General features: G+C 56.6%; 21 protein-coding genes and 1 tRNA gene. 11 read left to right on the forward strand and 11 right to left on the reverse strand.

Annotated elements, in window-relative coordinates:
• Positions 1–19 precede the first annotated feature (19 nt).
• Together ACOI7D_RS03650 and ACOI7D_RS03655 are read right to left on the reverse strand one after the other, a co-directional pair.
• A tRNA-Ser gene (locus tag ACOI7D_RS03650) sits at positions 20–107 on the reverse strand.
• 119 nt (positions 108–226) lie between these two features.
• Positions 227–1,879 carry an ABC transporter substrate-binding protein gene (locus tag ACOI7D_RS03655; protein WP_117140814.1) on the reverse strand — a complete coding sequence of 551 codons (1,653 nt, stop codon included), beginning with the start codon at positions 1,877–1,879 and terminating at the stop codon, positions 227–229.
• A gap of 268 nt (positions 1,880–2,147) precedes the next feature.
• Between ACOI7D_RS03655 and yccA the strand changes: the two genes are divergently transcribed.
• The gene (yccA, locus tag ACOI7D_RS03660) at positions 2,148–2,807 is read left to right on the forward strand and encodes an FtsH protease modulator YccA (RefSeq protein WP_002898458.1); all 660 of its coding nucleotides are present in this window, start codon (positions 2,148–2,150) and stop codon (positions 2,805–2,807) included.
• Positions 2,808–2,894: 87 nt separating this feature from the next.
• Positions 2,895–3,224, forward strand: coding sequence for a sulfurtransferase TusE (tusE, locus tag ACOI7D_RS03665; RefSeq protein ID WP_050532900.1), 330 nt, complete (start codon positions 2,895–2,897; stop codon positions 3,222–3,224).
• Here tusE and yccX read toward each other — a convergent pair.
• From yccX to ACOI7D_RS03680, 3 genes are read right to left on the reverse strand one after another with little or no spacing between them, the layout of a single operon-like run.
• Positions 3,221–3,502 (reverse strand): acylphosphatase, encoded by a 282-nt coding sequence (gene yccX / locus ACOI7D_RS03670; RefSeq protein ID WP_004201446.1) that lies wholly within the window; start codon positions 3,500–3,502, stop codon positions 3,221–3,223. The two genes, tusE and yccX, sit on opposite strands and share 4 nt — an antisense overlap.
• Before the next feature lie 48 nt (positions 3,503–3,550).
• Entirely contained in the window at positions 3,551–4,339 is a 789-nt protein-coding gene (locus ACOI7D_RS03675; protein ID WP_109546482.1) for an AraC family transcriptional regulator, read from the reverse strand.
• Positions 4,340–4,356: 17 nt separating this feature from the next.
• Entirely contained in the window at positions 4,357–4,911 is a 555-nt protein-coding gene (locus ACOI7D_RS03680; RefSeq protein WP_109546483.1) for a YbhB/YbcL family Raf kinase inhibitor-like protein, read from the reverse strand.
• Positions 4,912–5,101: 190 nt separating this feature from the next.
• Here ACOI7D_RS03680 and rlmI point away from each other — a divergent pair, with 190 nt between their 5' ends.
• Both rlmI and hspQ read left to right on the forward strand, forming a co-directional pair.
• Positions 5,102–6,304, forward strand: a complete 1,203-nt coding sequence (gene rlmI / locus ACOI7D_RS03685) for a 23S rRNA (cytosine(1962)-C(5))-methyltransferase RlmI (protein ID WP_023289059.1) — start codon at positions 5,102–5,104, stop codon at positions 6,302–6,304.
• A gap of 59 nt (positions 6,305–6,363) precedes the next feature.
• A complete protein-coding gene (gene hspQ, locus ACOI7D_RS03690; RefSeq protein ID WP_023289058.1) occupies positions 6,364–6,681 on the forward strand; it encodes a heat shock protein HspQ in 318 nt (105 codons plus the stop codon).
• Positions 6,682–6,709: 28 nt separating this feature from the next.
• On the opposite strand, the gene ACOI7D_RS03695 is transcribed toward hspQ, so the two are convergent.
• Positions 6,710–7,123, reverse strand: coding sequence for a CoA-binding protein (locus ACOI7D_RS03695; protein WP_023289057.1), 414 nt, complete (start codon positions 7,121–7,123; stop codon positions 6,710–6,712).
• Between the two features lie 154 nt (positions 7,124–7,277).
• Here ACOI7D_RS03695 and mgsA point away from each other — a divergent pair, with 154 nt between their 5' ends.
• Positions 7,278–7,736 carry a methylglyoxal synthase gene (mgsA, locus tag ACOI7D_RS03700; protein WP_004201439.1) on the forward strand — a complete coding sequence of 153 codons (459 nt, stop codon included), beginning with the start codon at positions 7,278–7,280 and terminating at the stop codon, positions 7,734–7,736.
• A gap of 11 nt (positions 7,737–7,747) precedes the next feature.
• Here the strand turns inward: mgsA and helD are convergent, their stop codons facing one another.
• Complete coding sequence (helD, locus tag ACOI7D_RS03705; protein WP_109546484.1) at positions 7,748–9,802, reverse strand: DNA helicase IV; 2,055 nt, start codon at positions 9,800–9,802, stop codon at positions 7,748–7,750.
• Positions 9,803–9,926: 124 nt separating this feature from the next.
• Between helD and ACOI7D_RS03710 the strand changes: the two genes are divergently transcribed.
• Entirely contained in the window at positions 9,927–10,373 is a 447-nt protein-coding gene (locus ACOI7D_RS03710; RefSeq protein ID WP_004201437.1) for a YccF domain-containing protein, read from the forward strand.
• Positions 10,374–10,390: 17 nt separating this feature from the next.
• A complete protein-coding gene (gene yccS / locus ACOI7D_RS03715; RefSeq protein WP_023289054.1) occupies positions 10,391–12,526 on the forward strand; it encodes a YccS family putative transporter in 2,136 nt (711 codons plus the stop codon).
• Between the two features lie 10 nt (positions 12,527–12,536).
• On the opposite strand, the gene ACOI7D_RS03720 is transcribed toward yccS, so the two are convergent.
• Both ACOI7D_RS03720 and ACOI7D_RS03725 read right to left on the reverse strand, forming a co-directional pair.
• Positions 12,537–13,133, reverse strand: coding sequence for a TfoX/Sxy family DNA transformation protein (locus tag ACOI7D_RS03720; RefSeq protein ID WP_023289053.1), 597 nt, complete (start codon positions 13,131–13,133; stop codon positions 12,537–12,539).
• A 17-nt stretch (positions 13,134–13,150) separates the two neighbouring features.
• Positions 13,151–13,456, reverse strand: a complete 306-nt coding sequence (locus ACOI7D_RS03725; RefSeq protein ID WP_156835198.1) for a hypothetical protein — start codon at positions 13,454–13,456, stop codon at positions 13,151–13,153.
• A 25-nt stretch (positions 13,457–13,481) separates the two neighbouring features.
• Here ACOI7D_RS03725 and sulA point away from each other — a divergent pair, with 25 nt between their 5' ends.
• Both sulA and ompA read left to right on the forward strand, forming a co-directional pair.
• Entirely contained in the window at positions 13,482–13,991 is a 510-nt protein-coding gene (gene sulA, locus ACOI7D_RS03730; protein ID WP_023289052.1) for an SOS-induced cell division inhibitor SulA, read from the forward strand.
• A gap of 352 nt (positions 13,992–14,343) precedes the next feature.
• Positions 14,344–15,414: a porin OmpA gene (gene ompA, locus ACOI7D_RS03735; protein WP_023289051.1), complete on the forward strand. Its 1,071-nt coding sequence runs from the start codon at positions 14,344–14,346 to the stop codon at positions 15,412–15,414.
• Between the two features lie 146 nt (positions 15,415–15,560).
• Here the strand turns inward: ompA and matP are convergent, their stop codons facing one another.
• Positions 15,561–16,013, reverse strand: a complete 453-nt coding sequence (gene matP, locus ACOI7D_RS03740; protein WP_002898404.1) for a macrodomain Ter protein MatP — start codon at positions 16,011–16,013, stop codon at positions 15,561–15,563.
• Positions 16,014–16,198: 185 nt separating this feature from the next.
• On the opposite strand from matP, the gene ACOI7D_RS03745 reads away from it, so the two are divergent.
• The gene (locus ACOI7D_RS03745; RefSeq protein WP_060592378.1) at positions 16,199–17,956 is read left to right on the forward strand and encodes an AAA family ATPase; all 1,758 of its coding nucleotides are present in this window, start codon (positions 16,199–16,201) and stop codon (positions 17,954–17,956) included.
• A 69-nt stretch (positions 17,957–18,025) separates the two neighbouring features.
• Complete coding sequence (fabA, locus tag ACOI7D_RS03750) at positions 18,026–18,544, forward strand: bifunctional 3-hydroxydecanoyl-ACP dehydratase/trans-2-decenoyl-ACP isomerase (protein ID WP_004201428.1); 519 nt, start codon at positions 18,026–18,028, stop codon at positions 18,542–18,544.
• 68 nt (positions 18,545–18,612) lie between these two features.
• Here the strand turns inward: fabA and rmf are convergent, their stop codons facing one another.
• Entirely contained in the window at positions 18,613–18,780 is a 168-nt protein-coding gene (rmf, locus tag ACOI7D_RS03755; RefSeq protein WP_002898396.1) for a ribosome modulation factor, read from the reverse strand.
• Positions 18,781–19,030 lie beyond the last annotated feature (250 nt).

The raw sequence follows: 19,030 nt of genomic DNA on the forward strand, positions 1-19,030 counted from the left end.
GGTAACCCCTTCTTTTATATGGCGGAAGCGCAGAGATTCGAACTCTGGAACCCTTTCGGGTCGCCGGTTTTCAAGACCGGTGCCTTCAACCGCTCGGCCACACTTCCGGTGTGAGGCGCACTATAAACACCTCGGCGGATGCTGTAAAGCACCATTTTGTTCAACTGCCTTAAAAACAAACAAATCTGTGTTATTCGTCTGAATTTCAGGCAGTTCGCACAGAAAATCAGCGCCCATCGCCGCTCGCGGACGGCAGTTTCTTTATATACATATCTTTGGTGTAGTAGTACCCCAGTTTGTCCGGCGTGAAGCCGCCCACCCAGGGCTTCACTAAATGGGTACGCACATAGTGATAGACCGGAATGGCGGGAACATCCTGCGCCAGCAGATCTTCCGCCTGCTGATAGTATTTGCCGCGGGTCGCCACGTCGGTGGCTTTCGCCGCGTTGTGCAGCGCCTCATCGTAAGCCGGGTTGCTGTACTGACTGGTGTTCTCGCTATCCCCGGTGCGGAAGGTATTGAGGAAGGAGGCGGCATCGTCGTAGTCGGCAATCCACGCGTAGCGGACGGCGTCAAAATTATGCGTATGCATCGTATCCAGCATCGTCTTCCACTCCTGGTTCTGCAGCTTCACCTCGACGCCGAGGTTTTTCTTCCACATAGAGCTGGCGGCGATGGCGATGCGCTGATGTGACTCGTAGGTGTTATATAGCAGGGTAAAGACCAGTGGGTGCCGCTCATCGTACCCTGCCTGCGCCAGCAGTTTTTTCGCCTCGGCAATCCGCTTCTCGCGCGGCCAGCTGGCATAGTCCGGGTTGTGTAGCGTCACGCCGCCAATATCCGGCTGACTGATCACCCAGGCCGGGCGCTGGCCCTGGCCGAGTACTTTTCCGGCAATGATATCTTTATCAAGCGCCATATTCAGCGCCCGACGCACGCGCGCGTCGTTAAACGGCGGCCGGGTGGTATTGAACTCGTAGTAATAGGTCGCCAACTGTGGCGAAACGTCCAGCTGGTCGCCCATGGTTTTCTGCAACTGCGCAAACTGATTGATCGGCACCGTGTAAACAATATCGATCTCCCCCGCTTTGTAGCGATTAACATCGGCGGCCTCGGAAGAGACTGGCAGGTAAGTGACTTTATTGATAACCGTGTTCGCATTGTCCCAGTACTTCACATTACGTTCAGCCACCAGCCGTTCATTCACCACCCATTGGGTCAGCTTATAGGGCCCGCTGGTGACGATATGCTCTGGCCGGGTCCATTTATCGGCAAAACGCTCCACCAGCACTTTGTCGATCGGCACCAGCGCGGGGTGCGCCAGCATCGCCAGGAAGGCAGCATTCGGCTGAGTCAGGGTGACCTGCAGCGTGGTGTCGTTTAGGGCTTTCACCCCCAGCGTCTCGGGGCCCTTTTGCCCCAGGGCAATCTCTCGGGCGTTGGTGATATGCATATTGCCGGGGTAGCTTGCATAGGGGGAGGCGGTGGCCGGCGAGACCAGCCGTTGCCAGCTCCAGACGATATCCTGCGCCGTGATGGCCGTGCCGTCGGACCAGGTCAGGCCGGGACGTAAATGGAAGGTCCACAGCTGGTTGTCCTTGTTTTCCCAGCGTTCCGCCAGCCGGGGCTCGATCGCCCCCGCAGGCGATACGCTGACCAGACCTTCGAAGAGATCGCTAATAATATTATTTTCAACGTCGCTCTCGACTTTGTGCGGATCGAGCGAGGCTGGTTCACTGCCGTTATTTCTGACCAGCTCCTGCTTTTCCGCCAGCTGGGTGCCCGGCGGCACCTGCGCCGCCTGCGCCCCGCCGATCATTGCTATCATACTGACTGCCAGCAGCGTTCGCGTGATGTGATTGTTTTGATGTAATGTCATTTCCCTTTGCCTTTAACGTACGGAGTTATTCCCCCTTCCACACTTAGTCGCAGAATTTCAATAAAGCAATATTTTTCAGTAACCTATAAGATTTCGATCGGCTCACCGAAGCGAAACGCGAAAACATATCGCTTTTTCCAATCCATGCAGAATTATATGCTAGTCAAAAGCGGCAAAAGCTAAGTAAAGATGGGTAAAAGCATTAGGGCTTCACGCTTGTTTTTCTTATTCTTTATACCTAATTACATCTGTCATAAGAGAGTGACTCATGGATCGCATAATTACATCATCGCGTGACCGTTCCTCGCTGCTCAGCACGCACAAGGTTCTGCGTAACACCTACTTCCTGCTCAGCCTGACGCTGGCGTTTTCCGCCATCACCGCTACCGCCAGCACGGTGCTGATGCTTCCTTCCCCGGGGCTGATTTTGACCCTCGTGGGGATGTACGGTCTGATGTTCCTGACCTATAAAACGGCGAATAAGCCCACCGGGATTATTTCCGCCTTCGCCTTCACCGGGTTCCTCGGCTATATCCTTGGACCGATGCTGAACGCGTACCTTTCTGCCGGCATGGGCGATTTGATCGGCCTGGCGCTGGGCGGTACGGCGCTGGTCTTCTTCTGCTGCTCGGCCTACGTGCTGACGACGCGCAAAGATATGTCTTTCCTCGGCGGGATGCTGATGGCCGGCGTGGTCGTGGTGCTGATTGGTATGGTCGCTAACCTGTTCCTGCAGCTGCCGGCGCTGCACCTGGCGATTAGCGCGGTGTTCATCCTGATCTCTTCGGGCGCCATCCTGTTCGAGACCAGCAACATCATCCGCGGTGGTGAAACCAACTACATTCGCGCCACGGTCAGCCTGTATGTCTCGCTGTACAACATCTTTGTCAGCCTGCTGAGCATCCTGGGCTTCGCCAGCCGGGACTAACCGTTCCCCTGCTAACAAAGGCCTCGCTTATGCGGGGCCTTTTTTTTTGCTACACTGCGGCCAGTTTCAGGCGGTATGTGAAAAATTATGTTTATTTTTGAAGGCAACGAAATTGAGACGGATAGCGAAGGCTATCTGAAAGATACCACCCAGTGGAGCGAGGCGATGGCCGACGTCATCGCCGCGCAGGAAGGGATAACGCTCACCGTTGAGCACTGGGAAGTGGTGCGCTTTGTGCGCGAGTTTTACCTTGAATTCAACACCTCACCAGCGATCCGCATGCTGGTAAAGGCGATGGCCAACAAGTTTGGCGAAGAGAAAGGCAACAGCCGCTATCTCTATCGCCTGTTTCCGAAAGGCCCCGCCAAACAAGCGACCAAAATCGCCGGTCTGCCGAAGCCGGTGAAGTGCATCTAATAGAGGATCGCGAACTTGTCCCAGCTGCGGGTGGGTTGATGGGGTTCAGTCAACACTCGGTCAACCCGCGCGCTGCGCGGCCCACCGGCTTTCAGCCAGGCGATGAGTTTCTCCACCTGCTCCGCCTCGCCGCAGGCAAGCACTTCCACGCCGCCGTCGTCCAGATTACGGGCATAGCCGGTCAATCCCAGCTGCAGCGCTTCCCGCTGTGTCGAATAACGAAACCCTACGCCCTGAACCGAACCGTAAACCCATGCCATCGTGCAGATACTGGCCATCATCGTCTCCTTTTCGCTCACCCTTTACGCTGAGGATAGCAAATTCATTCAGCGTACGTGCTTTGGCAGTAAACCATAGTGCTGACGGAAGCGCGCGGTAAAGCGCGATCCCGACTGATATCCGCTGTTCTGCGCAATTTCCCCGATGGGCCGCAAAGTGGTCTGCAGCTGCCCCAGGGCATGGGCCATCCGCACCTCCTCGACAATCTGGCGAAAACTCTGCGATTCCTGCTGCAGCCGACGGCGCAGCGTGGACTCGCCGAGAAAGAGCATTTTCGCCACCCGCGACACGCTCCACGCTTGCGCTGGCGACAGCATGACCAGTTGTCGAACCTGCGCCGACAGATCCTGCTGCCGCTCGACGAGCAGCGGGCCGGCATAACCCGCCTCGTGCAAGGCCAGCAGCAGGCCCATGGTCTGATGCTGCTGCAGAGAGGGGGACAAGCCTTCCCGCACCGCCTGCAGAACGCTTTGCCACATAAACGCCAGCTCAGTCGTCACCGGGGCGCAGAGCGAGGTCAGACGCCCGGGCGGTGGTTCACTGACATAGCGGGTCTTGAACGCCGTCAACAGCTCGGGCGTCAGCGACAGCAGATCGGAGCAAAAGAGGCCATTCTCCGGCTGGTTAATCACCTCCAGCTCAACGTCAGCCGGCAAAACAATCAGCTGTTGCGGGGTCGCCAGCACCCGGCTCTCCCCTTGCACAATCACCTTGCTGCCGCGCTTTACCCGACAGAGCGCCGGGGCGAACAGACGCACCCGATGCAGCCTGCATAGCCGTCGGGTGGTGATCTCCGCGGCGGTCAGGGCGTTATGCTGAAAATGAATACTCTCCATCCGACCAACCTTTTATTTTAGCGCCCGGCCGTCGCCGTCAACTGGGCGCTGGCGAGAGCATGGCTGTGTAACAGATACCCGACCAGCGCCCCGCTGGCATCGGCGTTCACCGGCAGCGTGGGGATATCCAGCGCCCACACCGTAAAACGGTAGCGATGCGGTTTATCTCCCGCCGGCGGGCAGGCGCCGCCGAAGCCGGCATAGCCAAAATCGTTGCGGCCCTGTACCGCTCCGTTCGGCAGTGTAGCGCTGTTTTTATCTCCCGCGCCAGCGGGCAGAGAAGAGACGCTGCTGGCAATGTTGACTAACGTCCAGTGCCACCAGCCGCTGCCGGTAGGCGCATCAGGATCCCGGACGGTGACCGCGAAACTGCGCGTGCCTGCCGGGGCGTTTTTCCATGTCAGCTGTGGAGAGACATTGCCTCCTGTGCAGCCGAAACCGGTAAACCAGTGCTTCTGGGCCAGCGGCTGCCCGTCACGCATATCATTGCTGCTCACGCTAAACGGCGCAGCCATCGCGCCACTGCTCACTGCCGCAACCATCGCCACAACTATCCGCATACCTGTTTTCATCGTCTTCTCCTCCTGGGGGTGAGAAGACAGAGTATGAAACGCCGCGCAAGGTGAATGTGCTGAAGCGCCTGCATTTTGTGCCGAAACGCTCAACCGCGCCTGGCGGGGGAAAGATGCTTGTATGCGCCAGGTGTGCTAATCTACGCGCCATTTTTCGGTGCCGACATTCCCGTTGCTTAAAGGTAGCTCCATGACAGATTCCCTATTCCCCCGCTTAGTGTTAGCCAAAGGACGCGAGAAATCCCTGCTGCGTCGCCATCCGTGGATTTTCTCCGGCGGCGTCGCCCGCATGGAAGGTAAAGCCCGCAGCGGTGAAACCATCGATATCGTTGACCATCAGGGAAAATGGCTGGCCCGCGGCGCTTACTCGCCGTCGTCGCAGATCCGCGCCCGCGTGTGGACCTTCGATCGCAACGAAGCCATTGATAACGCCTTCTTTGAACGCCGCCTGCAGCAGGCGCAAACCTGGCGTGCCTGGCTGGCCGAGCGCGATGGCCTCGACAGCTACCGTCTGATCGCCGGCGAGTCCGATGGGCTGCCGGGCGTGACAATCGACCGCTTTGGCAACTTTTTCGTGCTGCAGCTCCTCAGCGCAGGCGCCGAATACCAGCGCGCCGCCATCATCAGCGCCCTGCAGAGCCTGTTCCCGGACTGCGCCATTTACGATCGCAGCGATGTCGCGGTGCGTAAAAAAGAGGGGCTGGAGCTGGCCCAGGGGCCGGTAGTGGGCGAACTGCCGCCAGCGCTGCTGCCGATCGCTGAGCATGGCATGAAGCTGTTGGTCGATATCCAGGGCGGGCACAAAACCGGCTATTACCTCGACCAGCGCGACAGCCGCCTGGCGACCCGTCGCTACGTGGCGGACAAACGGGTGCTGAACTGCTTCTCTTATACCGGCGGCTTTGCGGTGTCAGCGCTGATGGGCGGCTGCCGCCAGGTCACCAGCGTGGATACCTCGCAGGAAGCGCTCGACGTTGCGCGCCAGAACGTGGAGCTCAACGGACTGGATCTGTCCAAAGCGGAGTTTGTGCGCGACGACGTGTTCAAACTGCTGCGTAAATACCGCGATCAAGGGGAGAAATTCGACGTCATCGTGATGGATCCGCCGAAATTCGTAGAAAATAAAAGCCAGTTGATGGGCGCCTGCCGTGGCTATAAAGATATCAATATGCTGGCGATCCAGCTGCTGAACCCCGGCGGCGTGCTGCTGACCTTCTCCTGCTCCGGCCTGATGACCACCGATTTATTTCAGAAAATCATCGCGGATTCCGCAATTGATGCCGGACGTGATGTACAATTTATAGAACAGTTCCGTCAGGCTGCCGACCATCCGGTGATCGCAACCTATCCGGAAGGGCTGTATCTGAAGGGGTTTGCCTGTCGCGTCATGTAACTTGAAAAACGAAACATGAGCCTCATATAGGGAGTATTCATGTTTCCCTGGAGGTGCCTATGATAGCCAGCAAATTCGGTATCGGCCAACAGGTCCGCCATACGCTCTTGGGCTACCTGGGCGTCATCGTCGATGTCGATCCCGAGTACTCGCTCGCGGAACCGGAAGAGGATGAGATTGCCGCCAATGACGAACTGCGCGCGGCCCCCTGGTACCATGTAGTGATGGAAGATGATGATGGCCAACCCATCCACACCTATCTGGCAGAAGCGCAGCTGAGCAGCGAACCCCGCGACGAACATCCGGAGCAGCCGTCCCTCGACGAGCTGGCCAAAACAATTCGTCAGCAGTTGCAGGCGCCGCGCCTTCGCAATTAAACAAAACCCCGCCAGGCGGGGTTTTTTGTTATTTTGCTAATCCCAGTCGCGGTAGCTCAATGGCCGGACAACGATCCATCACCACGTTTAACCCGGCTTCTCTGGCCAGCACCGCGGCCTGTTCATTGATCACCCCCAGCTGCAGCCACAGCGTTTTCGCGCCGATAGCAATCGCCTCCTGCGCCACGCCCCATGCCGCTTCTGAATTACGGAAGACATCAACCATGTCGACCTTTTCCGGAACATCGGCAAGCGTTCCATAGCCCTGCTGCCCCAACAGCGTCTTGCCTGCCACCTTCGGCGAAACCGGGATAACGTGATACCCCTGATCCAGCAGATACTTCATGACCCGGTAGCTAGGACGGTCAGGTTTGTCGCTGGCACCGACCAGCGCAATCGTCCGTGTCGAGGTCAGGATTTCGGCAATATCGTTCTCTTTCATGGTTTCCTCCTGCTATTTCACCTAAGTGTATGCTAATCCGCAGCAGGGGGCCATCCAGGCTAACCCGCAGATTCAGCAAAATTTTCATCCCTGATGCTTGCAGCGACAGCCACATTCAGTAATCTGTCAGCAGGTCAAAATGCGGAATGAAAATATGGAACTGACAACACGTACCCTGCCTGCGCAAAAACATATCGCGCTGGTGGCTCACGATCACTGTAAAGATATGCTGATGAAATGGGTTGCTCGCCATCAGGCGCTGCTGGCGCAACATGTTTTGTACGCCACCGGCACTACCGGCAACCTGGTCTCCCGGGCTACCGGGCTGGAGGTCAATGCCATGCTGAGCGGCCCGATGGGCGGCGACCAGCAGGTGGGTGCCCTCATTTCAGAAGGGAAAATCGACGTGCTGATCTTCTTCTGGGATCCGCTGAACGCCGTTCCCCACGACCCGGATGTCAAAGCCTTGCTGCGTCTGGCCACGGTCTGGAACATTCCGGTCGCCACTAACGTCTCCACCGCTGACTTTATTATCCAGTCGCCGCACTTCGCTCAACCGCTCGATATTCTGATCCCGGATTATCCGCGATATCTTGCCGAGCGCCTGAAATAATCGAACCGCGATCACGGCTTTCTGGCCACAGGCACATCCAGCGCCTGCAGGATCTCGACAAACGGCGACGGTTGCGCCTTGTTAAATAACAGCCACACCCGGTGACGGGCACGGGTTATGGCCACGTACAGCAGTCGACGTTCCTCCGCATCCGGAAAATCTTCCGGTTGCGGCAGGAGCGCCTCCTCTATGATCGACTCGCGCGCTGGGGCCGGAAACGCATCCACTCCCTCCTGCAGTCCCAGCACAATGACATAGTCGGCCTGCTGACCTTTGCTGGCGTGAATAGTCATAAAATCAAGCTGGAGGTGCGGCCAGCGCGTCGCCGCTTTATCAAGCGCCTCGGGCTTCAGATGATGGTAGCGGGCAAGCAGAAGGATCCGCTGCTCGGGCTTAACGTAACCGCTCAATTTATCCAGAAGATCGTCCAGCTTATCGTCGGCTAACAGCGTGACGGCCTTTTTATCTCCCGCGGTCAGGCTGTTCAGCGGTTTGCTTAACTGATGCGGATTCTGCTGGATAAAACCATTGGCTATTTCGCCGATACGCCCGTTAAAGCGATAGGTGGTATCCAGCGCACAGCAGTCCCCTTCGCCAAAGTAGTGGTTGAACGCGGTGGTCAGGGAGAGCTGCGCCCCGCTGAACCGGTAAATCGCCTGCCAGTCATCGCCAACGGCAAAGAGCGTGGTTTGGCTATTTTGCCGGCGTAACGCGGCCAGCAGCGAGGCTCGCTGCGGCGAAATATCCTGAAATTCATCCACCAGAATGTGTTTCCACGGGCTAACGAAGCGGCCTTTATCGAGAATATTGACCGCCTGATGGATCAGACCGGAAAAATCGACCGCATTCTCCGCCTTCAGCGCCGCCTTCCACTCTTTCAGCAGGGGCGACATCAACTTCACCCGTTTACTGAACAGATCGCGTACCGCATCCGGCGCGCCGGCGATCATCTCTGCCTGGGAGCCGCCGTGCATGCGCATCAGGCTGACCCAGCGGTCAAGCCGGCTGGCCATCCGCCGCTGCACCTTTTTATCCTGCCAGAAGTCTCCCTCCGGCAGTTGCCAGCCCATCTCCTCTTCCAGCCACAGGCGCCAGCCTTTCGCCTGCGCTTTTTTCTCCTGGCACTGCTTTTGCCAGCTTTTCAGCAGCAATGCGTGGCGGGCCGCAGTATCGCTTTCCAGCTTACTGATGGTGGGCACTTTTTTGCTGCCCTGCTGGATAATATGCAGCGCCAGCGAGTGGAAGGTGCGGGCGGTAATATCGTCTGATGCCAGACGCTCGCGGATCCGCTCATCCATCTCCTGCGCCGCCTGGCGGCCAAATGCCAGCAGCAGAATTTGCTCTGCCGCCGCTTCTCCCCGCGCCAGCAGCCAGCCCGCTCGAGCCACCAGCACCGAGGTTTTACCACTGCCCGCTCCCGCCAGCACCAGCAGGGAGTGCTCGCCGTTCACCACCGCTCGCGCCTGCGACGGATTGAGCGGGGAGGATTCTACGCCGTCAAAAAAGCCGCGATACTGTTCCAGCATCGCCTCGGTAAAGGCCTGGTTATGGGCCTGACGCGCCGCTTCAATATCCCCTAACCAGCGCTGACATTCCCGCCACAGCTCCCGGCAGTTATCAAAGGCGTCAAGCCGGCTGGTGGGCATCGGCAGCCCGGTTAACGCATGGCGAATATTATCCTGAACATCCGCCACCTGCTGACGCGTCAGCCACTTCCCTTCTGCCCGGGTGCGTTCGATGGCTGTCAGCTGCTGCTTCAGCACCCCGGCGGCGATATCGCTCATTTCCGTGCTCCACTGCTGCCAGAGCGTGTGTAAATGGTGATAAAAGCGCTGCGTTTCGCTCCATTCGGTACCGTGCAAACGCACGACTTTATCGTCCGGCAGCACAAACTCCAGTTCGCCCCAGACCAGACCGCGCTTACAATGCACTGACAATAACTGATTGAAAGGGATAAGATACTCATGACGATCGCCGGAAACCTTTACCCCGGCATTCAGTAACTGCACCCTGTCATAAGGATGCTGAGCCATGCGTTTGCCCAATGTTGTCGCTTTAAGTTCCATATAATGTCGATTTTCAATCAGGGTGGATTGTTTTTCAGTTTAACCGCCCCGGACCAGGTGCTCCAGCGCAAAAAAACGTTACAATTGTCAGGTCTTATTATCCACAGGGCAAAACCGAGGCTTTATGCGTACCATTCTGAATATTTTGAACTTTATCCTTGGCGGTTTCGCCACCACTTTAGGCTGGCTGCTCGCCACCCTGGTCAGCATTATGCTGATCGTCACGCTGCCGCTGACTCGTTCCTGCTGGGAAATCACTCGCCTTTCGTTATTTCCCTATGGTAACGAGGCGATTCATGTTGATGAGCTCGAGCCAGGTCGCCAAAACAGCCTGCTGAACGCCGGCGGCACCATCCTGAACATTCTGTGGTTCATTTTTTTCGGCTGGTGGTTGTGCCTGATGCATATTTTCAGCGGCATCGCCCAATGCCTGACTATCATTGGCATCCCGGTGGGGATCGCTAATTTTAAAATCGCCGCCATCGCCCTCTGGCCGGTGGGTCGCCGGGTCGTCTCTGTGGAAACCGCGCGCGCCGCGCGCGAAGCCAATGCGCGTCGTCGCTTTCAGTAACCGAACGGAACACGGACATGATTAGCCCCCTGCTACGCCGCTACACCTGGAACAGCGCCTGGCTTTATAACGTACGCATTTTTATTGCGCTCTGCGGCACGACGTTGTTTCCCTGGTGGATCGGCGAAGTCAAACTGACCATCCCCCTCACCCTCGGCGTCGTGGCCGCGGCGCTGACCGACCTTGATGACCGTCTGGCGGGCCGTCTGCGCAACCTCGCCATTACTCTGGTTTGCTTTTTTATCGCCTCCGCCTCCGTGGAGCTGCTGTTTCCGTGGCCGCCGCTGTTTGCCCTTGGTCTGACCGTGTCTACCATCGGCTTTATTTTGCTTGGCGGCCTCGGACAGCGCTATGCGACCATTGCCTTCGGCGCCCTGCTTATCGCCATCTACACCATGCTCGGCGTCACGCTGTACGATCACTGGTATCTGCAGCCGTTGTTCCTGCTGGCGGGAGCCGTGTGGTACAACCTGCTGACGTTGTCCGGCCATCTGATTTTTCCAATTCGTCCACTGCAGGACAACCTGGCGCGTAGCTATGAGCAACTGGCCCGCTATCTGGAGCTCAAATCCCGGCTGTTTGATCCAGACCTTGAGGATGAGAGCCAGGCGCCGCTGTACGATCTGGCCCTCGCCAACGGCCAACTGGTGGCGACCCTTAACCAAACCAAGGTCTCACTGTTGACCCGACTACGAGGCGACCGGGGACAGCGTGGTACTCGTCGTACGCTGCAGTATTACTTTGTGGCCCAGGATATTCATGAACGCGCCAGCTCATCGCATATTCAGTACCAGACCCTGCGCGACCAGTTCCGCTACAGCGATGTGATGTTCCGTTTCCAGCGCATGCTTTCGATGCAGGCGCAGGCCTGCCAGAAACTCTCGCGGGCGATTCTGCTGCGCGAACCCTATCAGCATGATGCCCATTTCGAACGGGCGTTTATGCATCTCGATGCGGCACTTGAGCGCGTACGCGCCAGCGGCGCATCCGATGAGCAGCTCAACGCCCTTGGCTATTTACTCAATAACCTGCGCGCCATTGATGCTCAGCTGGCCACGATTGAATCGGTGCAAACCACCGCGCCCGCCGGGAGTAATACAGAGACGCTGCTGGCCGACGACAGGCTAGGCGGACTGAACGATATCTGGCTGCGCCTGCAGCGCAATATGTCACCAGAGTCAGCCCTCTTTCGCCACGCGGTGCGTATGTCGCTGGTGCTCTGCGCCGGCTATGCCTTTATCCAGTTTACCGGGCTTCAGCACGGCTACTGGATCCTGCTGACCAGTTTGTTCGTCTGTCAGCCGAACTATAACGCCACCCGCCATCGTCTGGCGTTGCGGATCATCGGCACGCTGGTCGGGGTGGCGATCGGCCTGCCGGTCCTCCTGCTGGTACCGTCGGTTGAAGGGCAGCTGCTGCTGATCGTCCTCACCGGCGTGCTGTTCTTCGCCTTTCGTAACGTGCAGTACGCCCATGCCACCATGTTTATTACGCTGCTGGTGCTGCTGTGCTTTAACCTGCTTGGCGAAGGTTTTGAAGTCGCGCTGCCGCGCATCATTGATACGCTGATCGGCTGCGCCATCGCCTGGGCGGCGGTCAGCTTCATCTGGCCGGACTGGAAATTCCGCAACCTGCCGCGGGCGCTGGACCGGGCGCTAAACGCGAACTGCCGTTATCTGGATGCCATCCTGGAGCAGTACCACCAGGGCCGCGACAACCGGCTGGCCTACCGTGTCGCACGCCGTGACGCCTACAACCGCGATGCTGAGCTGGCTTCCGTCGTCTCGAACTTGTCGACGGAACCACGGGCGGATGCCGCCCAGCGCGAGACCGCCTTTCGCCTGCTGTGTCTCAATCATACCTTCACCAGCTACATTTCCGCTCTCGGCGCGCATCGGGAAAAACTGTCCACGCCGGACATCCTCGCCCTGCTCGATGATGCGGTCTGCTATGTCGATGATGCCCTGCATCATACCCCAGCGGATGAACAGCGAGTGCAGAAGGCGTTGACCAGCCTGCAAAGCCGGATCCACCATCTGGAGCCTCGCGCGGACAGTAAAGAGCCCCTGGTGCTACAGCAGATTGGCCTGCTGCTGGCGCTGTTGCCTGAAATCTGCCGCCTGCAGCAGCGGGTACACGCTCAAACGGAATAACCGTTGTCCATTAGCGCGCAGACGCCCATTCCAGAAGCTCCTGACGCCGTGGCGTCGGGAGCGCGGCGGCATGAACGCCAACGATAGCCCCCTCCAGCGCCAGCAAGACGTTGTGCGATAGGGAAGCATTGTTCTCGCGCAGCTTTAGCCAGGCCTGGCGGGCGCCCACCTCCCGTAGTGCTAACACGTCTGGTATGCCCGAGTGAATCAGCTGCAATTCCATATGAAAACTGATATTGGGTAAATCCTTCAGGCGTCCCGACGACCGGCGGCGATATTTTTCACGCTGGGCGCTCTGCCACGACATCAGTGACAAGCGGAAAAGCTGTTTCTCATCGCGCCACAAGGCATCGTCGATTTGATAATACTTTAGCGGCACGATGCGCCCGTGTCGGCGCAGCATCAATAAAGGATTATGGTGTTCTACCCGATAGGCAGCGCTCTGCTCGCAGGCCTTTAGATAAATATTCCCCTCTGCCACCATCGCAAACACGGTATCTTCGATAGCCAGGCTGTAGCCGCCAAACAGGGGGCGAGAGTGAAGTTGACCCAGCGGAGAGACGCAGGCCTGAAATTGCGGGAGCCGCGGACATACGAGTTTTCTCATGATCATTCCTTTGTGAATCATGTAATTAAACTTAAGTTGTTAACGGATCCGCTAAGGGAAAACATAAGGGACTTCCCTGACAGCAGCAAGATGATTTTTGCCTGCTTTTCCACCAGAATGCGGTTTTGCGAGACGCTTTCAGAAAATTGCAGCTGTTGCTGCAACTGGCAGACAGGAGAAAAAGGATTAGCCGGTGTTAAGGATGGTGTTGCGAGTAGCCGCAAACCTGTACCGTCAGGATGGCTGAAAGCGATTAAATTTCCACCAGCAAAATGACAAATTGCGGTTGATCTTTTCCCCTGGTGGATATACTGTATATGCATACAGTAACTACAGGCGGGATAGACTATGTTTACTTCAGCTCATGCAAACCGTTCAGCACAGGCCTCTGCTCCGGCAGCCCACTACGCTCATCGTTCTGGCGAACAGGCCGCCAATGGGCTGATCAGTGAAATTGTCTATCGTGAAGATCAACCCATGATGACACAGTTGTTGTTGCTACCTTTATTACAGCAGTTGGGTCAACAGTCTCGCTGGCAGCTGTGGCTTACGCCGCAACAAAAGCTTAGCCGCGAGTGGGTTCAGTCCGCCGGTCTGCCGCTGTCTAAGGTCATGCAAATTAGCCAGCTCTCCCCCAGTCACACTTTAGACTCGATGATCCGCGCCCTGCGTACCGGTAACTATAGTGTGGTTATCTGCTGGCTGGCGGAGGAGTTAACCGCTGACGAACATGAGCGTCTGGTGCATGCAGCCCAGGAAGGCTGCGCGATGGGATTCATCATGCGCCCGGTCCGAAATCAGGGCACGCTCGGCAGACAACTCAGCGGGCTAAAAATTCACTCAAATTTGTATCATTGAGTGAAATTAGGATTATTCCTGGAATTTTTTTTACCGGTAGTAATGGCACAGCGTTTTTTAAGGTCTTTTTCGCGGAATGCCTGTCACACGGGCATTTGTGCCTTTTTTTCGTGTACGAAAATCAACCATATTTGTTAAATATTGTGTACACAACCCTTTTTTTTCATATGCCTGACAGAGTTCACACTTGTAAGTTTCGAACTAAGTTGTAGACTTTACATCGCCAGGGGTGATCGGCTTACGCTGCATGTATCAGCATAGTTAACAACAAGTCACGCCCCCGGTGAAGGATTTAACCGTGAGGTCTTTTGTAACTTCATGGCGAATTTTGGATGATAATGAGGCGCAAAAAATGAAAAAGACAGCTATCGCGATTGCAGTGGCACTGGCTGGCTTCGCTACCGTAGCGCAGGCCGCTCCGAAAGATAACACCTGGTATGCAGGTGGTAAACTGGGTTGGTCCCAGTATCACGACACCGGTTTCTACGGTAACGGTTTCCAGGGCAACAATGGTCCGACCCGTAACGATCAGCTCGGTGCTGGTGCGTTCGGTGGTTACCAGGTTAACCCGTACCTCGGTTTCGAAATGGGTTACGACTGGCTGGGCCGTATGGCATATAAAGGCAGCGTTGACAACGGTGCTTTCAAAGCTCAGGGCGTTCAGCTGACCGCTAAACTGGGTTACCCGATCACTGACGATCTGGACATCTACACCCGTCTGGGCGGCATGGTTTGGCGCGCTGACTCCAAAGGCAACTACGCTTCTAACGGCGTTTCCCGTAGCGAACACGACACTGGCGTTTCCCCAGTATTTGCTGGCGGCGTAGAGTGGGCTGTTACTCGTGACATCGCTACCCGTCTGGAATACCAGTGGGTTAACAACATCGGCGACGCGGGCACTGTGGGTACCCGTCCTGATAACGGCATGCTGAGCCTGGGCGTTTCCTACCGTTTCGGTCAGGAAGATGCTGCACCGGTTGTAGCTCCGGCTCCGGCTCCGGCTCCGGAAGTGGCGACCAAGCACTTCACCCTGAAGTCTGACGTACTGTTCAACTTCAACAAAGCAACCCTGAAACCGGAAGGTCAGCAGGCTCTGGATCAGCTGTACACCCAGCTGAGCAACATGGATCCGAAAGACGGTTCCGCTGTTGTTCTGGGCTACACCGACCGCATCGGTTCCGAAGCTTACAACCAGCAGCTGTCTGAGAAACGTGCTCAGTCCGTTGTTGACTACCTGGTTGCTAAAGGCATCCCGGCTGGCAAAATCTCCGCTCGCGGCATGGGTGAATCCAACCCGGTTACTGGCAACACCTGTGACAACGTGAAAGCTCGCGCTGCCCTGATCGACTGCCTGGCTCCGGATCGTCGTGTAGAGATCGAAGTTAAAGGCTACAAAGAAGTTGTAACTCAGCCTGCGGCTTAAGTTATAACTGATGAAAAAACCCGCTTCGGCGGGTTTTTTTATGTCTTCTCGCTCGCTTTAGCGGCTAAAGACTGAAGGCCGTTAGAGGCGGATGGCAGCCTGTGTGGCGCGACCTGCGCCTTAGTCACCACTGAACGGGCAGCCCGCTACTCCTTACCTAACAGAACCTGCAGATCGTGCTTCAGGCTCGACATTTTGCTGGCATACTTCTCTTTATGCTCAGCATCCTCAATCAGCTGGACGATGGTTTCGGACAAGGTTTTCCCTCGCCTCTGCGCCAGACCGGCAAGGCGCTGCCAGACGACAAACTCAAGGTCGATCGACTTCTTACGCGTATGCTGATGCTCGGCGTTAAAATGGCGTTTCCGTCGCGCACGGATGGTCTGTTTCATGCGGTTCATCAGCGCCGGATTCATATGCTGCTCAATCCAGGCATGCACCAGCACAGGTTCATTCTCGAGCGTCAGCAAGTCATCTACCGCAGCTTGCGCAGCGCTGGCCTCAATGTAGCGGGTAATCAGCTCACCTTCCCGGTGCTTCTTTACCAGATATTTCCATTTCCAGCCGCTTTCAAGATTTTCCAGTTGTTGATATTTCATTGCGATCTCAATGTGACCGTGTAACTCATTTCAGGATATCAGTTTTTTCCTGATGTGCTGAATATAAATCATTATTCGTGATGTGGATGGCCGGGTAATCATCGGGGTAGCCATAATCCTCCGTGTGCTCAGACGCGGCATCAGGTATAATTGCGCGCTTTACATCTAACTAAAAAACAGCGACTTTGACCATTACGAAACTGACCCGAACCGACCTTGCGCCTGATCTGGAACCTTACCAGGCGCTGTTTGCTCAAGCTGAACTCTCTCATCCGGCCCCCTCCCTCTCGGGCGATCTGCAGCCGCGGTTGTTCTATGCGCTTGAGCAGCTGCTGTACACCCCGGCAGTCTCCTCCTTCATGTTGGTGAAAGCCCCTGAGGAGCCGGAATATCTGCAATGGCTGGCGGCTGAAACTCGCACGCTGCACGAGCCTGCCGCACCGCTTCACGGAGTTCGCTATGAGGTTAACGGCGCTCATGTGACGCTCACGCCGGCGCAACGCGCTGAAGATAATTTTGCCAGTACCGCTCCGGTCGTGGCGGCCGATTGGCTGGAGGCGGAACAGCTGTTTGGCTGCGTACGCCAGTTTAATGGTGAAATCACACTCCAGCCTGGCCTGGTCCATCAGGCCAACGGCGGCGTGCTGGTGCTCTCACTACGCGCATTACTGGCGCAACCGCTGCTGTGGATGCGCCTGAAAAATATGGTGACCCGTCAGCGCTTTGACTGGCTCTCCATTGATGAATCACGGCCGTTGCCGGTCAGCATCCCTTCCATGCCGCTGAGCCTGAAAGTCATGCTGGTGGGCGAACGCGAATCGCTGGCCGATTTCCAGGAAATGGAGCCAGAGCTCTCTGCCCAGGCTATCTATAGCGAGTATGAAGATACCCTGCAGTTTGCGGACGCCGATACACTGAAGGCCTGGTGCCAGTGGGTATGGCAGAATGCGCAGCAGCTGGAGCTACCGGGCCCGGCGAGCGATGCCTGGCCACTGCTGATCGATGAAGGGACGCGCTACACCGGCGACCAGGAGACCCTGCCGCTCAGCCCGCTATGGATAGCCCGCCAGCTGCGTGAGTCTGCCGCCCTCTGCGAAGGCGAAGAGATTACCGGCGAAGCGATGCAGACGATGCTGGCGCGCCGGGAGTGGCGTGAAGGCTACCTGGCGGAGCGTATGCAGGATGAAATCCTGCAGGAACAGATCCTGATTGAAACCGAAGGCGAATGCGTCGGGCAGATCAACGCCCTCTCGGTCATTGAATTCCCCGGTCATCCACGCGCCTTCGGCGAACCTTCGCGCATCAGCTGCGTCGTGCACATTGGCGACGGCGAGTTTATCGACGTCGAACGCAAAGCCGAGCTGGGCGGCAACATCCATGCGAAAGGCATGATGATCATGCAGGCTTTTCTGATGTCCGAGCTGGAGCTGGAGCAACAACTCCCCTTCTCCGCTTCGCTGACCTTTGAACAGTCCTACAGTGAAGTGGATGGCGACAGCGCCTCCATGGCGGAACTCTGCGCCTTAATCAGCGCGCTGGCCAACGTGCCGATTAATCAGAGCATCGCGATCACCGGCTCTGTCGACCAGTTTGGTCGTGTGCAGCCGGTAGGCGGACTGAATGAAAAAATTGAAGGTTTCTTCACAATCTGTCAGCAGCGCGGTCTCACCGGAAAACAGGGCGTGATTATCCCTGCCGCCAACGTTCGCCATCTTAGTCTGACCCACGAGCTGCGTCAGGCCGTTGCCGACAATCAGTTTGCTATCTGGGCAATAGACGATATTACCGAAGCGCTGCCAATGTTGACCCAGCTGATGTGGGACGGTGAAGGACAGACGCTGCGACAAACCATTCAGGAGCGGATAGCGCAGGCGACCCAGCAGGAGACTCGCCATCGTTTTCCGTGGCCGCTACGCTGGTTAGGTGGGACAAGTTCTAACTGATCGGACTTGTTCAGCTTACACGTGTTAGCTATCCTGCGTCCCGAACTTAAAATAAGGCTTACTGAAAACATGGTAGATAAACGCGAATCCTATACAAAAGAAGATCTTCTTGCCTCTGGTCGTGGTGAACTGTTCGGCGCGAAAGGCCCGCAGTTGCCGGCGCCAAACATGCTGATGATGGACCGCGTCATCAAAATGACCGAAACCGGTGGTAACTACGACAAAGGTTATGTTGAGGCCGAACTCGACATCAACCCGGACCTGTGGTTCTTCGGTTGCCACTTTATCGGCGATCCGGTGATGCCGGGCTGCCTGGGCCTGGATGCCATGTGGCAGCTGGTAGGTTTCTATCTCGGCTGGCTCGGCGGCGAAGGCAAAGGTCGTGCGTTGGGCGTTGGCGAAGTGAAATTCACGGGGCAGGTTCTGCCGACCGCGAAAAAAGTGACCTACCGCATCCACTTCAAACGCATCGTTAACCGTCGTCTGATTATGGGCCTTGCGGATGGAGAAGTGCTGGTTGACGATCGTCTGATCTACACCGCAAGCGATCTGAAAGTGGGTCTGTTCCAGGATACTTCCGCTTTCTGATAACGTTCAGCAGCGATTAAAAGGCGAAGCCCCCGCTATGCGGAGGCTTCTTTTTTAAAGAGACAGTGTCAGGCCGTTAGTACCCTGTCCTCCATGGCTTCTCGCCAGCCTCCCAGCCACCATGAGCGTTGATTCAAGCTCTGGTATGGACACATTTCTTTCGATCTTCCTGCGATACCCGCCTGATATCCGCGTTGATGTGCCCGTTCCAGGCGATCTCGTTTTTGTCTCTTCATGCCTCGTTTCCCTCATTCTTTGATCTGGTGGAAAAGAAAACAGTGGTCGCAAATTGTGCAGCCACGGGTAACGAATACCGCGAAATGAAGGCGACGTCAATGCGCAAAATTCACGCCATTGTCATATTTGTGACCTATATAAGAGTTCATTTTTTGTTCACCCGGCACACCGGCCGGTAACGAACTGACCTGACAAAAAAAAGCCGCGCGGCTCAGATGAACCGCGCGGCAGATCAGCGTGATGAATTTT

The organism is Klebsiella sp. C360 (assembly GCF_048822415.1).
Taxonomy (GTDB): Bacteria; Pseudomonadota; Gammaproteobacteria; order Enterobacterales; family Enterobacteriaceae; genus Klebsiella; species Klebsiella quasipneumoniae.

What these genes read in the sequence shown, in the direction of transcription:
- ACOI7D_RS03655 (WP_117140814.1), bottom strand. Translation starts at nt 1,879, where the DNA reads ATGACATTACATCAAAACAATCACATCACGCGAACGCTGCTGGCAGTC.
- yccA (WP_002898458.1), top strand. Translation starts at nt 2,148, where the DNA reads ATGGATCGCATAATTACATCATCGCGTGACCGTTCCTCGCTGCTCAGC.
- tusE (WP_050532900.1), top strand. Translation starts at nt 2,895, where the DNA reads ATGTTTATTTTTGAAGGCAACGAAATTGAGACGGATAGCGAAGGCTAT.
- yccX (WP_004201446.1), bottom strand. Translation starts at nt 3,502, where the DNA reads ATGGCCAGTATCTGCACGATGGCATGGGTTTACGGTTCGGTTCAGGGC.
- ACOI7D_RS03675 (WP_109546482.1), bottom strand. Translation starts at nt 4,339, where the DNA reads ATGGAGAGTATTCATTTTCAGCATAACGCCCTGACCGCCGCGGAGATC.
- ACOI7D_RS03680 (WP_109546483.1), bottom strand. Translation starts at nt 4,911, where the DNA reads ATGAAAACAGGTATGCGGATAGTTGTGGCGATGGTTGCGGCAGTGAGC.
- rlmI (WP_023289059.1), top strand. Translation starts at nt 5,102, where the DNA reads ATGACAGATTCCCTATTCCCCCGCTTAGTGTTAGCCAAAGGACGCGAG.
- hspQ (WP_023289058.1), top strand. Translation starts at nt 6,364, where the DNA reads ATGATAGCCAGCAAATTCGGTATCGGCCAACAGGTCCGCCATACGCTC.
- ACOI7D_RS03695 (WP_023289057.1), bottom strand. Translation starts at nt 7,123, where the DNA reads ATGAAAGAGAACGATATTGCCGAAATCCTGACCTCGACACGGACGATT.
- mgsA (WP_004201439.1), top strand. Translation starts at nt 7,278, where the DNA reads ATGGAACTGACAACACGTACCCTGCCTGCGCAAAAACATATCGCGCTG.
- helD (WP_109546484.1), bottom strand. Translation starts at nt 9,802, where the DNA reads ATGGAACTTAAAGCGACAACATTGGGCAAACGCATGGCTCAGCATCCT.
- ACOI7D_RS03710 (WP_004201437.1), top strand. Translation starts at nt 9,927, where the DNA reads ATGCGTACCATTCTGAATATTTTGAACTTTATCCTTGGCGGTTTCGCC.
- yccS (WP_023289054.1), top strand. Translation starts at nt 10,391, where the DNA reads ATGATTAGCCCCCTGCTACGCCGCTACACCTGGAACAGCGCCTGGCTT.
- ACOI7D_RS03720 (WP_023289053.1), bottom strand. Translation starts at nt 13,133, where the DNA reads ATGAGAAAACTCGTATGTCCGCGGCTCCCGCAATTTCAGGCCTGCGTC.
- ACOI7D_RS03725 (WP_156835198.1), bottom strand. Translation starts at nt 13,456, where the DNA reads ATGCATATACAGTATATCCACCAGGGGAAAAGATCAACCGCAATTTGT.
- sulA (WP_023289052.1), top strand. Translation starts at nt 13,482, where the DNA reads ATGTTTACTTCAGCTCATGCAAACCGTTCAGCACAGGCCTCTGCTCCG.
- ompA (WP_023289051.1), top strand. Translation starts at nt 14,344, where the DNA reads ATGAAAAAGACAGCTATCGCGATTGCAGTGGCACTGGCTGGCTTCGCT.
- matP (WP_002898404.1), bottom strand. Translation starts at nt 16,013, where the DNA reads ATGAAATATCAACAACTGGAAAATCTTGAAAGCGGCTGGAAATGGAAA.
- fabA (WP_004201428.1), top strand. Translation starts at nt 18,026, where the DNA reads ATGGTAGATAAACGCGAATCCTATACAAAAGAAGATCTTCTTGCCTCT.
- rmf (WP_002898396.1), bottom strand. Translation starts at nt 18,780, where the DNA reads ATGAAGAGACAAAAACGAGATCGCCTGGAACGGGCACATCAACGCGGA.